Source organism: Streptomyces globisporus (assembly GCF_003501885.1).
In the GTDB taxonomy this organism is placed as follows: domain Bacteria; phylum Actinomycetota; class Actinomycetes; order Streptomycetales; family Streptomycetaceae; genus Streptomyces; species Streptomyces globisporus_D.
This window is the reverse complement of record NZ_QWFA01000178.1, coordinates 1-12628: the sequence shown is the minus strand read 5'-3', so window position 1 is coordinate 12628 and position 12628 is coordinate 1. Positions and strand designations below refer to the sequence as shown.

10 protein-coding genes and 1 pseudogene are annotated in these 12628 nt (G+C 72.9%); 8 read left to right on the top strand and 3 right to left on the bottom strand.

Annotated elements, in window-relative coordinates; translation table 11 throughout:
* Positions 1-401 precede the first annotated feature (401 nt).
* Both D3105_RS26575 and D3105_RS26570 read left to right on the top strand, forming a co-directional pair.
* Positions 402-1442: an SCO7460 family lipoprotein gene (locus tag D3105_RS26575; protein WP_118905535.1), complete on the top strand. Its 1041-nt coding sequence runs from the start codon at positions 402-404 to the stop codon at positions 1440-1442.
* A gap of 58 nt (positions 1443-1500) precedes the next feature.
* Entirely contained in the window at positions 1501-2160 is a 660-nt protein-coding gene (locus D3105_RS26570; protein ID WP_118905533.1) for an MSMEG_1061 family FMN-dependent PPOX-type flavoprotein, read from the top strand.
* Between the two features lie 26 nt (positions 2161-2186).
* Here the strand turns inward: D3105_RS26570 and D3105_RS26565 are convergent.
* Positions 2187-2768, bottom strand: a pseudogene (locus D3105_RS26565) (sigma factor-like helix-turn-helix DNA-binding protein); the annotation flags it as partial.
* Positions 2769-3035: 267 nt separating this feature from the next.
* Between D3105_RS26565 and D3105_RS26560 the strand changes: the two are divergent.
* On the top strand, positions 3036-3854 hold the full coding sequence (locus D3105_RS26560; RefSeq protein ID WP_118905534.1) for an ABC transporter ATP-binding protein: 819 nt from the start codon (positions 3036-3038) through the stop codon (positions 3852-3854).
* Positions 3855-3948: 94 nt separating this feature from the next.
* On the opposite strand, the gene D3105_RS26555 is transcribed toward D3105_RS26560, so the two are convergent.
* Both D3105_RS26555 and D3105_RS26550 read right to left on the bottom strand, forming a co-directional pair.
* Positions 3949-5517, bottom strand: coding sequence for a carboxylesterase/lipase family protein (locus tag D3105_RS26555; RefSeq protein WP_118905532.1), 1569 nt, complete (start codon positions 5515-5517; stop codon positions 3949-3951).
* A 102-nt stretch (positions 5518-5619) separates the two neighbouring features.
* A complete protein-coding gene (locus D3105_RS26550; protein WP_118905531.1) occupies positions 5620-6555 on the bottom strand; it encodes a hypothetical protein in 936 nt (311 codons plus the stop codon).
* A 221-nt stretch (positions 6556-6776) separates the two neighbouring features.
* Between D3105_RS26550 and D3105_RS26545 the strand changes: the two genes are divergently transcribed.
* The 5 genes from D3105_RS26545 to D3105_RS26525 all read left to right on the top strand — a co-directional run bounded on the left by D3105_RS26545 (position 6777) and on the right by D3105_RS26525 (position 12273).
* Entirely contained in the window at positions 6777-7319 is a 543-nt protein-coding gene (locus D3105_RS26545; protein WP_118905530.1) for a DUF5709 domain-containing protein, read from the top strand.
* A gap of 117 nt (positions 7320-7436) precedes the next feature.
* Positions 7437-8879: an NADP-dependent phosphogluconate dehydrogenase gene (gene gndA / locus D3105_RS26540; RefSeq protein ID WP_118905529.1), complete on the top strand. Its 1443-nt coding sequence runs from the start codon at positions 7437-7439 to the stop codon at positions 8877-8879.
* A gap of 123 nt (positions 8880-9002) precedes the next feature.
* Positions 9003-10076 (top strand): Dyp-type peroxidase, encoded by a 1074-nt coding sequence (locus tag D3105_RS26535; protein WP_118905528.1) that lies wholly within the window; start codon positions 9003-9005, stop codon positions 10074-10076.
* Positions 10076-10873, top strand: coding sequence for a family 1 encapsulin nanocompartment shell protein (locus D3105_RS26530; protein ID WP_118905527.1), 798 nt, complete (start codon positions 10076-10078; stop codon positions 10871-10873). The genes D3105_RS26535 and D3105_RS26530 overlap by 1 nt, the downstream gene beginning before the upstream one ends.
* Before the next feature lie 32 nt (positions 10874-10905).
* Positions 10906-12273 carry a diaminopimelate decarboxylase gene (locus D3105_RS26525; protein ID WP_118905526.1) on the top strand — a complete coding sequence of 456 codons (1368 nt, stop codon included), beginning with the start codon at positions 10906-10908 and terminating at the stop codon, positions 12271-12273.
* Positions 12274-12628: the final 355 nt, after the last annotated feature.

The window sequence follows — 12628 nt, the reverse complement described above, 5'->3', positions numbered from 1 at the left end:
GGAGGTTCGGCGGGGGCGGGCGCGGCAGAGGCGGACACCGGGCCGGCGGCGGTCCAGGCTCCGATGACCAGGAGTGCGGACAGACCGGTCCGCAGCAGGGTTGCGTGTCTCAAGGGAGTGACCCTTCCTGTTGTTCCAACGACGTGGGGGTGGAACGGGAGGCGTCCGGGAGCGCGATCCGATCGTGCCTTTGAGAGCGCTCTCAGATGTGCCGTTCCCGGACTGTAGCGGAGTTCAAGAGTCAGGTCCATGCCAATGACAGGAGGTGCACGGGAGGGGGTGCGGGGCGCTGTGCGCACCGGGGTTGAGTAGGCGTACTCATCCGGCCCGCGAAGAGTGGCCCTACGGTCACAGGAACACGGAGCAGCACCCGACGGCAGGACCAGGTGGAGGAGCAGATCATGGCCGGATCACGCCGCAGATGGTGGAGAGCCGCGCTCACCGGCGCCCTGGCGGGATCGCTGGTCGTGGTGCTGGGCGCTTGCGGCGTGGTGGACACGAAGGACGACCGCAGGGCGGCGGAGGAGCTGGCCGAGAAGCACTTCCCCGGGCAGCTCAAGGCGGTCGGGGCGCGCACGCTCTTCCCGGGTTCCGGCGGCTCGGAGGTCACGTTCGCGGTGACCGACGACCGCGACGCCGTGGTCCGGCTCCGCATCGACACGGACGAGGCGGACCGGGGCATGTGCGACCGGAAGGAGTGCGCGGGCGTGCTGGCCGAGGCCGTGCAGCGCGGGCGGCAGCAGGCGGAGGACTTCCGTACGCTCCGGGACGCCTTCGACGTCTGCGGCTACGACGTCGTCGCCCTGGGCCCGATCGGCACCCCGCCCTACGTGGCGGCCGAGCTGACGAACGCCACCGTGACGAAGGTGCTCGGCGAGATCGGGGAGTGCGTCCAGCGGTGGGTCACGGCGAGCGGGGCCGACAGCGCGTTGGCGAAGGCGCAGGCCTCGTACGTGAACGTGGTCTCCCCATCGGTCGCCGGCCGACGTGACCGGGGCAAGGACTCCTGGCCGACGGTGATGCGGCTCACCCGGTCGGACCTGCTGGCCTCGCTCACCAAGCACGCCTACTTCTCGGCGAGTTACGAGATCGAGGCGGGCCGGGTCGACACGACGGGCAGCGCCAGGGTCGTCCGCCCGTTCCGGGAGAGGCAGGAGTTCGGCGACACCGTGCAGAACGCGGTGAAGGAGCGGCTGCGTGCCACGTACCCCCGGGTGGTCGTGAGCGACTACCAGTGGATCTGGCGGCTGGAGCCGGGCCGGGTGGACCGGCAGACCGGCTACGTCCTCTTCTGCCCCGAGCCGGGGGCGCGCGGGCGGTGCGTCAACCCCGACGACGCGGCGCTGGTCACGACGGACGAGCGCGGCCATCCGGTGGGGAAGATCCGGCTCGTCCATGACGTCCGCGAGGGCACGGGGGTTCTGCGGCTGCCGCCGTACTGACGGCCGGCCGGGCACCTCCGAGCCTGCCGGGACCGGAACAACGCTTAGGGTCGGAGGCATGACGACACCCCTTGCAGGCAGCGCATTCGACTCACTCCGCCTCGACGCCGTGACCGACCAGGAGGCGCTGCGTCGGGCCTACGAACTGCCCGGGGCCGCGGCCATCCGCAAGCAGATGTCCGAACTCACCGAGCAGACACAGCGGTTGATCGGATGCTCGTCACTGGTCCTGGTCGCCAGCGCGGACGCGGAGGGCAACTGCGATGTCTCGCCGCGTGGCGGACCGGCAGGTTTCGTCTCCGTCCTGGACGCGAAGACGGTGGCGATACCGGACGCGACCGGCAACAAGCGGCTGGACACCCTGCAGAACGTCATCGCCACCGGGCGGGCCGGGCTGCTGTTCTTCGTCCCGGGGCGCACCACGACGCTCCGGGTGAACGGCCGGGCCTGCGTCTCGACCCGCCCGGAGCTGCTGTCGCAGCTCACCGCCGTGGGGAAGCCGCCGGCGAGCGCGCTGGTGATCGGGATCGAGGAGGTCTACCCGCACTGCCCCAAGTCGCTTCTGCGCAGCGGGGCCTGGAAGCCCGAGCAGTGGCTGCCGGCGGACGCCCAGCCGACCTCGGCCGAGGTGACGCTGGCGCAGCTGCGGATGCCGGGGCTGACGATCGCCGACATCGAGCAGCGTGAGGCGGAGTCGCTGAAGTACCGGTACGAGTAGGGGGCCCCTGGTCGCCATGACAGGCCCTAGGACAGGTCGGGGCGGGCCCACGGCCGCAGCTTCTCCGGGTTGCGGACCGCCCAGATCCGGGCGACGCGGCCGTCGGTGACGTCGAACGAGGCCACGGTCATGACGTCGCCGTCGCGCCGGGCCACCAGGCCCGGCGCGCCGTTGACCGACCGCTCCAGGAGTTCGAGCGACCATGTACTGGGCGATGCGTGCGCCGCCCTCGATCGGCCGCGGGGCGGCTCCGACCAGGCCGCCGCCGTCGGCGGTCATCACCGCGGCCGGGTCGAGGAGGCCGACGAGGGCGGCGATGTCCTTGCTCTCCCACGCCTCTTTGACCTGCCGTACGGCATCGGCCGGCCCGGCCGATGCCACCGACACCGGAGCCCGCGCGGCGCGCACCCGGCGCCGGGCGGACGCGGCCAGTTGCTTGCAGGCCGCGGGGGTGCGGCCGAGGACGGCGACGATCTCGGCGAAGGGGTAGCGGAAGTCGTCGTGCAGGACGAAGGCGACGCGCTCGGCGGGGGTCATGGACTCCAGGACGACGAGAAGACCATGGTCACCGACTCGTCCGGGACCAGTTGGTCGGCGGGCCCGTCGGGCACGCCGTCGGCTTCCTGGTCCTCGCCTCGATCCAAGTGGCGGTCGGTATCGCGCACATACCGTCGGTGCACCTTCCCCTGGGCGTCCTGATGTTCGGGGTGAGCGTGCTGGCGCTGCCGCGGCGCTGAAGTCCGCGGCACCGCGGCGCCCATGCGCCGGCCGGTGCCGGGCCTCCGATTCCACGATGCAGTCACCCACGCGGGTAAGTGCCGTCTGCAGCTACCCTCCGTGCGGTGAACACCGACGCGAAGGGGCCGACCGACGCCATGGACGGGAACACCGGCACCGGTCACGGGCGCGTGGTCGCCAGCCTCGACGGCGTGAGCATGCGCCGCCACACCAGCGGCCAGTTCATCCTCGACGCCGTCGACTGGACCGTCCGGGCCGGCGAGCACTGGGCGCTGCTCGGTCCCAACGGGGCGGGAAAGACCAGCGTCCTGCGGCTCGTCGGTGCCACCGCTTTCCCGACGGCCGGCACGGTCGAGGTCCTCGGCCACCGGCTCGGCCGCGTCGACGTGCGGGATCTGCGCGCCCTCATCGGCCACGTCTCCACCTCCCAGCGCGTCCCGGGCGACCTGACGGGCCACGGCGTCGTCCTCACCGGCCACACGGGCACGGTCCAGCCGCTGTGGAGGAAGTACGACGGCGAGGTGCGCGACCGGGCCGACGCGCTGCTCGCCGAACTCCAGATCAAGGACCTCGCCGACCGTGAGTACGGCGTCTGCTCGGGTGGCCAGCGCGCCCGGATCCTCATCGCCCGCGCCCTCATGGCGGACCCGGCGCTGCTGCTGCTCGACGAGCCGTTCAACGCGCTCGACCTGCCCTCGCGCGAGGACCTCATCGACACCATGCGTCATCTCGCCTCGGCCCGGCCCGAGTTGTCGACGGTGACCGTCACCCACCATCTGGAGGAGCTCTCTCCGGCAATCGGTCACGCCCTGCTTCTGCGCGAGGGGCGCGTTCTGGCGCGCGGGGCGATCGAGGGCGTTCTCACGGCAGAGCGCATGACCGCCTGCTTCGGCCGCCCCATCGAGGTGACCCGGCATGCCGGCCGTTGGCTGGCACGCGCCGACGGGCACGCGTAGGGCAGGGCACGGCACGGCCTGCACAAAGGGGCTGCGGGCCTGGGCGTAGGTCGTGCTCGGACCGGCCGAGCACGGCCTCGCCCGCTCGCCCGGCTCAGGGAGCCAGCAAGGGCAGTCCAGCGGTACGCCACAGGTCACGGAAGCCGTCCTGGGGCCCGGGCGGCGGGTTCCCGGCCGGTCCGGCCGCCGCCCGCCGAGCCGCGTCCGTTTCCTCTTCCGCCGCCGTACGCCAGACCCGTACCGCCGCCCCGCTCCCGGCAGGTCCGTCCAGGGGGTCCCAGCCGGGGTCGCCCTGGGCGGCGAACCCGGCCCAGGCACCGGTCATGCGCCGCGAAAGCTCCTCGTCGGCCTCGCCGGGCGGCCCGCCGACGAGGAAGTGGACGCTCTCCTCGTGGAGGTTGCCGAAGGCGAACGGGATGTCCGCGCAGTGCCAGGCGCGGACCCGCTGCCCCGCACGGTCCCGGCGGCGGTCGAAGCGGGCGAGGAAGGTCCGGCCGCCCGCCCGCGCATGGGCCTCGGCGAGACGGGAGCTGTACTCGGCGAAGAGGAGGCCGGAGTAGAGGGACAGGTAGACGTCGAGCACCCGCGCGTCCGGCAGGCGTTCGCGGTGGCCCTCGACGAGCCAGGCCGGGAGACCGAAGTCAGCGGCGAAGAAGGCCAGTTGTTCCTCTGTCGTGATCTTCGCGCTGCTGCCGACCGCGTCCAGGAGCCAGTACTCCTCCGTGGTGTGGCAGACCAGCAGCTCCACCGCGCCGCCCGCTCCGGCCGCCAGCGCCTCCAGCGGGTCGGCGGTCAGGAGGGCACCGTCGGCGACCGGACCGTAGATCGCCGGGTCGTAGTGGCGCTGCCCCGAGGCGGGGTCCTGTGCGTACCGCGCGCACACCCGGTCCGTGGCGGCCACGAGGGCCTCGGGCGGGGCGGCGAGCAGGCCCGCCCGGGTGGCGGGCACCCCGGCCTCCGCGGCGACCTCGGCGGTGGTTCTGGCCGCCTGCTCCATCGAGGCGAACGCGTTGACGGCGCTGTGCAGGACGGCGCGGCGGAACAGGCCGCGCGCCCGGTCGGCCACCGTCAGGCAGGCCACGGACGTCGCGCCGGACGACTGCCCGGCCAGGGTGACCCGGTGGGGTGAGCCGCCGAACGCGGCGATGTTGTCGCGGACCCATTCCAGGGCGGCGATCTGGTCGAGGAGACCTCGGTTGTCGGGGAAGCCCGCGCTCTCCTGGGCGTCGGGCACATGGCCGAAACCCTCGAAGCCGAGACGGCTGTTGAGGGTGACGACGACGAGCCCTTCGCCCGCCAGCGCGGTGCCGTCGAAGTCGGGCTGGGCCGAGGAGCCGAAGACGTACGCGCCGCCGTGGAGCCAGACCAGCACGGGCAGGTCGCCCGGGCCGTGGGCGGGCGCCCAGATGTTCAGCGTGAGGACATCCTCGTCACCGGGTGACCAGACGGGCGCGCCCGTCAGTTCGGCCGACTGCGGGGCCACCGGGCCGAACTCGGTGCAGTCGCGTACGCCGTCCCAGGGTTGCGGCGGCTGCGGCTCCCGAAACCGCAGGGCGCCGAACGGCGGCGCCGCGTACGGGAGTCCGCGTACGACGACGATGCCGTGATCCCGGTCGGCGCGCCGCCCCCGGACCGTTCCGGACTTCGTCGTGAAGACGTCCACAGCTACCGTTTCCCCCGTTCCTGCCCCGGCCGGCGTTCGACGCGGCCGGGCCGGCATCGCAGGGCACCGGCGCCGCCGCCAGCGAGTTGATCTTGTTAGCGGTCAGGGTGTGCTGTCGACGAGCCGGACCGTACCGAGAATCTTGCGCACGGTCGGATCGGGCACCTCGTCGTCGACGCCGCGGACACCGACGAACGTCCAGGAGAGGGTCTCCCCCGCCGGGTTCTCGAAGGCGAACGCGGTGGCCTTGCCGTTGTAGGCGCAGCGGCCCGTCCCGTCGACGCCGGCCGAGGTGGCCGTCGCCACGCTCCCGGTGAGGCCGGACTCCGTGGTGAACGCCTTCGCGGCCCCGGTGGTGACCTTGTCCTTCGCCGGCTGGGCGTAGCTGCCGTAGACCCACAGGCGGGCGTTCTCCCGGGCCGCTTCGGCGGTGTCGCGGGCGTCGGGCTCGGCCCGGGAGCCCACGGAGGCCAGCGGGGTGTCCTCCTGGGTGCCGTTGCCGTCGTCGTCGGACCGGCACCACTTCTCCTTGAGGATCGCCGGGGCGGCGAACCCGACGAGCGGAGTCTCCTCGGGGTCGCCGTTCTCCGCGACGTACGTCACCCATCCGGACGACTTCACCGCCCAGTCCACCGGCACGTCGAAGGCGATGCCGCGCTTGGGGTTGATCACCGTCTTCCAGCCGGGCACGAGGGGCGCGGTGCCGTCCTCGGCTCCGCCCCGGGGCTCCCCCGGGGACGCGGACGGGGGGACGACGTCCGCTCCGGTGGGTCCCGCGTCCGGCTTCCCGTCGTCCGTGTCGCCGCCGAGCACCAGGAATCCGGTGATCCCGGCGGCCAGAACGACGGCGGCGGCCGCGACGACCGCGACGACCGAGCTACGCCGGCGGCCACCGCCGGACGGGGGCGGCGACGGAGGCGGGCCGGGGTGCCCGCTCCAGGGCGCGCCGCCCCCGGGAGCGGCCGGCTGTCCCGCGTACGGCGGCCATGGTCCCTGCTGCTGGTGATCGCCCCCGGGCGACTGCTGTCCGTACCCCATGGAGGGCCACCCTATGCCGGACTGTTCGACGATTCGAACGGCCCGGCGTCCCAAGAGTCTCCGTGCGCCGGGGAACGGGGCGCGACCTGCGTACGGACCGTTTCGCGCCACCCGCGCGGGGCACCCGAATCCGATCTTCCCTTTGCGGCCGGAGCAGGACCGGAGTGGAATTGCGTACAGGGGACAGTGGCATTCGGTACTCCCGGAGGAAAGGACGCGCCATGAGCGACACCGACTGGGGGGACGACGTCTACCAGCCCCAGGAACCCGAGGCTTCCGACCCCGCCGAGCAGCTCGGCGCGGAGGACACGCTCATGGACCCGTCCGGTACCGGCGATCCGCTGGACGAGGGGTACGCGCCCCCGGACCGCCCGTGGGTGGTCGAGGGACTCGGCACCACGGCCAACGAGCGGCACACCGGCGAGTCCCTCGAAACGCGGCTGACGAGGGAGGTTCCCGAACCGGACGGCTCTCTCGGCGACGGCGTGGGCGACCTCGTGGACGGCGACGGCGAGCCCTGGGACAACGAGGTGGGCGTCGCCCGCGCCGGGCGGTTGACCCAGCAGGCGGAGGGGACCGTACCGGCCACCCTCACCGCCAGCGACGTGGGCATCGACGGGGCGGCGGCGTCGGCCGAGGAGGCCGCGATGCACGTGATCCCCGAGCCGGGGGACGACGACGCGCTCCTGGAGCCCTCGCCGGTCTCGGGCAATCCCGGGACCGATCCCGCCACCGGTGGCACGACCGCCTCCCCCTCCCCCTGAGCGGGCCCGCCTGCGAGCGCCCGCCCCATGAACGCGGCTGTCCCCGTGCCCGTACTTCCCTGACCGAAGCACCGCACCCGAAGAGCGGTACGTACCGCACCCCCCAGGAGCACACAGATGAGCGGCACAGCTCAGATCGGCGTCACCGGGCTCGCGGTCATGGGCCGCAACCTCGCCCGGAACTTCGCCCGCAACGGATTCACCGTCGCCCTGCACAACCGCACCACGTCCCGGACCGACGCCCTGGTCGAGGAGTTCGGTGACGAGGGCACGTTCGTCGCCGCGCACACGGCGGAGGAGTTCGTCGCGGCGCTGGAGCGTCCCCGGCGCCTGGTGATCATGGTGAAGGCGGGGGACCCCACCGACGCGGTCATCCAGGAGTTCGCGCCGCTGCTGGAGGAGGGCGACGTCATCATCGACGGCGGGAACGCTCACTTCGAGGACACCCGCCGCCGCGAGAAGGAGCTGCGCGAGCGCGGGATCCACTTCGTCGGGGTGGGGATCTCCGGCGGCGAGGAGGGGGCGCTGAACGGGCCCAGCATCATGCCGGGCGGTTCGGCGGAGTCCTACGCGTCGCTGGGCCCGATGCTGGAGAGAATCGCCGCGCAGGCGAAGGACGGCACTCCGTGCACCGCGCACATCGGTCCGGACGGCGCGGGTCACTTCGTGAAGATGGTCCACAACGGCATCGAGTACGCGGACATGCAGCTCATCGCCGAGGCGTACGACCTGCTGCGCGCCGTCGCCGGGTACTCCCCCGCGCAGATCGCCGAGGTCTTCCGTACGTGGAACACCGGCCGGCTCGACTCGTATCTGATCGAGATCACGGCGGAGGTCCTCGCCCACACGGACGCGGCGACCGGGAAGCCGTTCGTCGACATCGTGCAGGACCGGGCGGAGCAGAAGGGCACCGGGCGCTGGACCGTGCAGATCGCGCTGGATCTCGGGGTCCCGGTGTCGGGGATCGCCGAGGCGGTCTTCGCCCGGTCGCTCTCGGGCCACGCCGATCTGCGGGAGGCGGCGCGCGGCCTGCCGGGGCCCACGCCCGAGCCGCTCGACGAGGCGGGGGCGGCGGCGTTCGCGGACCGGGTGGAGCAGGCCCTGTACGCCTCCAAGATCGTCTCGTACACGCAGGGCTTCCACCAGATCAGGGCGGGCAGCGAGGCCTACGACTGGGACATCGACCTCGGCTCCGTGGCGGCGATCTGGCGGGCGGGCTGCATCATCCGGGCGGCGTTCCTCGACCGTATCCGCGCCGCCTACGACAACCGGCCCGACCTGGTCAGCCTGCTCTCCGACAAGGAGTTCGGGCAGGAGATCGGCGCGGCCCAGGAGGACTGGCGGGCGGTGGTGGCCGAGGCCGTACGCCAGGGCGTGCCGACTCCGGGCTTCGCCGCCGCGCTCGCGTACTACGACGGGCTGCGCGCGGACCGGCTGCCCGCCGCGCTCACCCAGGGCCAGCGGGACTTCTTCGGGGCGCACACCTACCGGCGTACGGACCGGGAGGGTTCGTTCCACACGCTCTGGGGCGGCGACCGGTCGGAGGTCGAGGCGGGCTGACCCGGCCGGACCCGTACCCGGCCGATTCCGGCTGACCCGGGCGGGCGCTCCCGGCGTGCGGGGGACCGCGGGGCGTGGCTTAGTGGCTGCGAGCCCTGTTCACCTTCGTACTGGAGTGCGCGCATGCCCGAGGCCGTCCCCGACCCCGTCTCCGTACAGCCCGTCGTGGCGCCGCTGACCAACGCGGCGCTGATCCTGGTCGGCACGATCGAGCCGGGCGGCGAGAGCGCGGTACGGGACGTGCTGCCGGACCTCGCGGCCGTGGCCAGGTCGCTCGGCTTCCGGTTCCCGGACGCCGATCTCGCCTGTGTGGCGGGGTTCGGCTCCAGCGCCTGGGACCGGCTGTTCTCCGGGCCGCGCCCCGCCCACCTGCACCCGTTCCCGGAGCTGCGCGGGCGGTTGCACCGCGCGCCCGCGACCCCGGGTGACGTGCTGCTGCACATCCGGGCCGAGCGGATGGACGTCTGCTACGCGTGGGCGGCCCAGTTGCTCGACAAGCTCGGCGGAGCCCTGCGGATCGTGGACGAGACGCACGGCTTCCGCTACCTCGACCACCGGGACCTGCTCGGCTTCGTCGACGGAACGGAGAACCCGGTCGGCGCCGACGCCCGTGCGGCGGCGCTGGTCGGCGCGGACGACGACCCGGACTTCGAAGGCGGCAGCTACGTCGTCGTCCAGAAGTACCTGCACGACCTGACGTCGTGGAACGCGCTCACCGTCGAGGAGCAGGAACGCGTCATCGGCCGCACCAAACTGGACGACGTGGAGTTCCCGGACGAGGACAAGCCCGCCGACTCCCACCTCGCGCTCAACACCATCACCGATCCGGACGGCACCGAGCGCGACATCCTGCGGGCGAACATGCCGTTCGGGAGTTTCGGGAAGGGCGAGTTCGGTACGTACTTCATCGGGTACGCCGCCGATCCGGACGTGACCGAGCGCATGCTCCGCAACATGTTCCTCGGCGATCCGCCCGGGACGCACGACCGCATCCTCGACTTCTCCACCGCGGTCACCGGCTCCCTCTTCTTCGCTCCCCGCGCCGACTTCCTGGACGCCCCGCCGCCCCTGCCCTCCCTGACCCGCTCCGGGGACCGGCCGGAACCGGCACCCGACCCCGTCCGGGAGGAGCCGGTCCCGGCCGGTTCCGACCACGGTTCGCTGCGCATCGGCAGCCTGCAAGAAAGTGCCCAGTGATGAACAATCTGCACCGCGAACTCGCACCGGTCACCCCGTCCGCCTGGGACGAGATCGAGGAGGAGGCCCGGCGCACCTTTCGGCGCCATGTGGCCGGCCGCCGCGTCGTCGACGTATCCGATCCGGACGGTCCGACGCTGGCCGCCGTCGGCGACGGCCATCTGCGCGACATCGATCCGCCCACCCCGGACGTGGTCGCACGGGCCCGCACGTCGATGCCGGTCATCGAGTGGCGGGTGCCGTTCACGGTGAGCCGCCAGGCCGTGGACGACGTGGAGCGCGGCTCCGCCGACAGCGACTGGCAGCCGGTCAAGGACGCGGCACGCACCTGTGCGTTCGCTGAGGACATGGCGATCATCGACGGGTACGGGGCGGCCGGGATCACCGGTCTGCGGGACGGCTCCTCGCACGAACCGCTGCCGCTGCCCGCCGACGCGCGGGACTATCCGGTGGCGGTCAGCCAGGCCGTGACGCGGCTGCGGCTGGCCGGTGTCGACGGACCGTACCGGCTGCTGCTCGGCGCGGACGCGTTCACCGAGGCGGCCGAGACCTCGGACCACGGGTATCCGGTCAAGACGCATCTGAGCCGACTGGTGGACGACGAGATCCTGTGGGCGCCCGCGGTCAAGGGCGGGGTGCTGCTGTCGACGCGGGGCGGGGACTTCGAACTCTGCCTGGGCCAGGATCTGTCGATCGGCTACGCGGACCACGACGCCACCAGCATCCACCTCTACTTCCATCAGGCCTTCACCTTCCGGATGCTGACGCCGGAGGCCGTGGTCGGTCTGATCGCCTGACCCCGGGGGCAGCCATCAGGGACTCTGGCCGTATGACGCAGACGACTTCCGCACCACACCACAAGGACGGCACGGCACCGACGGTCGCCCGCTACGACGCCGTCGTCCGGGCCGCGGTCGGGCAGGGACTGCTGGGCGAGGGCGGTCCGGTAGCCGGGTTCATCGACACGGAGGGGGTACGCGGCTCCGTAGGGGCTCTGCACGACGCCTTCGCCGCCACGCCCGGGGTGCTGCACACCTTCGCGGCCAAGGCGTGCTCTCTCATCCCGGTGCTGAGGCTGCTGGCCGACTGCGGCATGGGGTGCGAGGTGGCGAGCCCCGGTGAACTGCGCCTGGCCCTGGAGGCCGGGTTCCCCGCGTCCCGTATCGTCCTGGACTCCCCCGCAAAGACCCGCGAGGAGATCCGGCTTGCGCTCGCCCTCGGCGTGGCCGTCAACGCCGACAGCCTCGACGAACTGCGCCGCGTCGACGCCCTCCGGAACCCGAGCACCTCCTCGGTGCTCGGGCTGCGGGTCAACCCCCAGGTGGGCGGCGGCTCGATCGGGCCGATGAGCACGGCGACGGACACGTCGAAGTTCGGAGTGGCCCTGCGCGACCCCGGGGCCCGCGAGGCGATCGTGGGGGCCTTCCGGCAACGGCCGTGGCTGACCCGGCTGCACGCCCATGTGGGTTCCCAGGGCTGCCCGTTGGAACTGATCGCGGCCGGGGTGGCCCGGACGTACGAACTGGCCGAGGAGATCAACGCCACGCTGGGCGTCCGGCAGATCACGAGCCTGGACATCGGCGGCGGGCTCCCGGTCAACTTCGCCGACGAGACCGTGCGCCCCACCTACGCGGACTACGTGGTGGCCCTGACGGCCGCCGCCCCCGGCCTCTTCTCCGGACGCTATGAGCTGGTCACGGAGTTCGGCCGGTCGCTGCTGGCGAAGAACGGGTTCATCGGGGCGCGGGTGGAGTACACGAAGGACGCCGGCGGCCGCCGGATCGCGCTCACCCACGCGGGAGCGCAGACCGCCACCCGTACCGTGCTGATGCCCGACGCCTGGCCGCTGCGGATCGGCGCGTTCGGCCCGGACGGCGTCCCCAAGGGCGGCCCGGTGCTGGCGCAGGACATCGCGGGCCCTTGCTGCTTCGCGGGGGACGTGGTGGCGTACGGCAGGGAGCTGCCGGAGCTGGCCGAGGACGATCTGGTGGTGCTGTACGACACAGGGGCGTACTACTTCTCCACCCCGTGGGCGTACAACAGCCTGCCCCGCCCGGCCGTGTACGGATTCCGGGTGGCGGCGGGGCACGCGGGGACAGTGATGTTCGCGACGGTGCGGGAACCGCAGTCCCTGGACTCCATCGCGGCGGAGAGCGGGCTCGCGCACGTGGACGCGCTGATCGGGCGGGGCGACTGAGCGGACGAGCCGAATGGATCGGCTGGGCGGGCGGCAGGGCCCGGGACGAGGAGCACCCGCCCACCGCCCCATCGCCGGGGAGCCCCCGGACGACGCTCATCGTCGTCCGGGGGCTCCCCGGGTCACGTCCCGGCCGGCTGCGGCTCCGGTTCCGGATCCGGTACGGGGTCCGGGCTGGGACCCGGCGGCTGCGGGATCGGGTCCGGAGCGGGGCCGGGCGGCATCGGCCCGGGCCCCGGCGGGACGGGCGGCGGGCTGGGCACCGGCGTGGGCGGGCCCGGCACGGGCGGAGGGGTCGGCGAGGGCGGTACGGGGTCGGGGTACGGGTGGGTCATCGCGATCCTCCACAACGGCA

Bases quoted from the DNA above. Each gene is read 5' to 3' on its own strand.
- D3105_RS26535 (WP_118905528.1), top strand. From the start codon at position 9,003: ATGCCCGAGGCCGTCCCCGACCCCGTCTCCGTACAGCCCGTCGTGGCG.
- D3105_RS26575 (WP_118905535.1), top strand. From the start codon at position 402: ATGGCCGGATCACGCCGCAGATGGTGGAGAGCCGCGCTCACCGGCGCC.
- D3105_RS26525 (WP_118905526.1), top strand. From the start codon at position 10,906: ATGACGCAGACGACTTCCGCACCACACCACAAGGACGGCACGGCACCG.
- D3105_RS26530 (WP_118905527.1), top strand. From the start codon at position 10,076: ATGAACAATCTGCACCGCGAACTCGCACCGGTCACCCCGTCCGCCTGG.
- gndA (WP_118905529.1), top strand. From the start codon at position 7,437: ATGAGCGGCACAGCTCAGATCGGCGTCACCGGGCTCGCGGTCATGGGC.
- D3105_RS26545 (WP_118905530.1), top strand. From the start codon at position 6,777: ATGAGCGACACCGACTGGGGGGACGACGTCTACCAGCCCCAGGAACCC.
- D3105_RS26550 (WP_118905531.1), bottom strand. From the start codon at position 6,555: ATGGGGTACGGACAGCAGTCGCCCGGGGGCGATCACCAGCAGCAGGGA.
- D3105_RS26570 (WP_118905533.1), top strand. From the start codon at position 1,501: ATGACGACACCCCTTGCAGGCAGCGCATTCGACTCACTCCGCCTCGAC.
- D3105_RS26560 (WP_118905534.1), top strand. From the start codon at position 3,036: ATGGACGGGAACACCGGCACCGGTCACGGGCGCGTGGTCGCCAGCCTC.